Source organism: Monashia sp. HAY1-5C, from assembly GCF_056755255.1.
In genome coordinates, this window is sequence record NZ_JBPGXG010000673.1 from 1 (window position 1) to 242 (window position 242).

Sequence of the window (242 nt, forward strand, 5' to 3'; positions counted from 1 at the left end):
GATATCGAACTGAATTACAGCGCAAAGGAAAATGCATACTCCTATTTGAGCAAAGATTCCAGCGGACAGGCTTCAAAAAGCGAAGGCGTACAAGTGTATCATGAAGACGCATTCGGGCAATACGAGAAAGAAGTGGAAACAAAAAGCATCGTGCCTGTACACCAGAATGGAGGTGAATTATACATCGGTCTGGAAGCCATGCCGCAAGCCACTGTTTCTCTGTTGATCCAGATGCTCGAAGG

The 242-nt window shown here is 45.9% G+C and carries 1 protein-coding gene; it reads left to right on the forward strand.

What is annotated here, in order from left to right; genetic code table 11:
- A partial coding sequence (locus tag ACR9ZK_RS23150; RefSeq protein ID WP_481344260.1) for a hypothetical protein occupies positions 1-242 on the forward strand: 242 nt, incomplete at both ends.